This is a genomic window from Pseudomonas fuscovaginae SE-1, from assembly GCF_000364705.1.
GTDB classification, from domain to species: Bacteria; Pseudomonadota; Gammaproteobacteria; order Pseudomonadales; family Pseudomonadaceae; genus Aquipseudomonas; species Aquipseudomonas fuscovaginae_A.
Genome location: NZ_AQOH01000051.1, coordinates 1 through 413, shown reverse-complemented (window position 1 = coordinate 413; position 413 = coordinate 1). Strand labels below are relative to the sequence as shown.

Genomic DNA, 413 nt, shown 5'->3' with positions numbered 1-413 from the left:
GTGGAGCCGGAGGTGTACATGATGTACGCCACGCTTTCGCTGGATTGCTCGATCTCCAGATCGTCCGGATCGAAGCCGGACAGGTCCAGGCGATCCACTTCAACCCGCTGCGCGGCGCTGGCCAGCGACACCTGGCTGCGGGTCAGCAACACCCGCGCCTGGCTGTCCTCGATCATGAAGCCCTGGCGTTCGAGCGGTGCGTTGATGTCCAGCGGCACATAAACGGCAGCACACTTGAGCGCCGCCAGCTGACTGACCAGCAGCTCATGGCTGCGTTCCAGCAGGATCGCCACGCTGTCCCCCGGCTGCACGCCGAGGCCACGCAGATGCCGGGCCAGGCGGTTGGCCTGGGCGTTGAGTTCGGCGTAAGTCAACGTCACGCCATCGTGGATCGCGGCGCACGCCTCGGGACG

Annotated in this window: 1 protein-coding gene; it reads right to left on the bottom strand. The window is 66.1% G+C overall.

What is annotated here, in order from left to right; translation table 11 throughout:
- Nucleotides 1-413: AMP-binding protein (locus tag K675_RS30435; RefSeq protein WP_037006330.1), on the bottom strand; the 413-nt coding region annotated here is incomplete at both ends.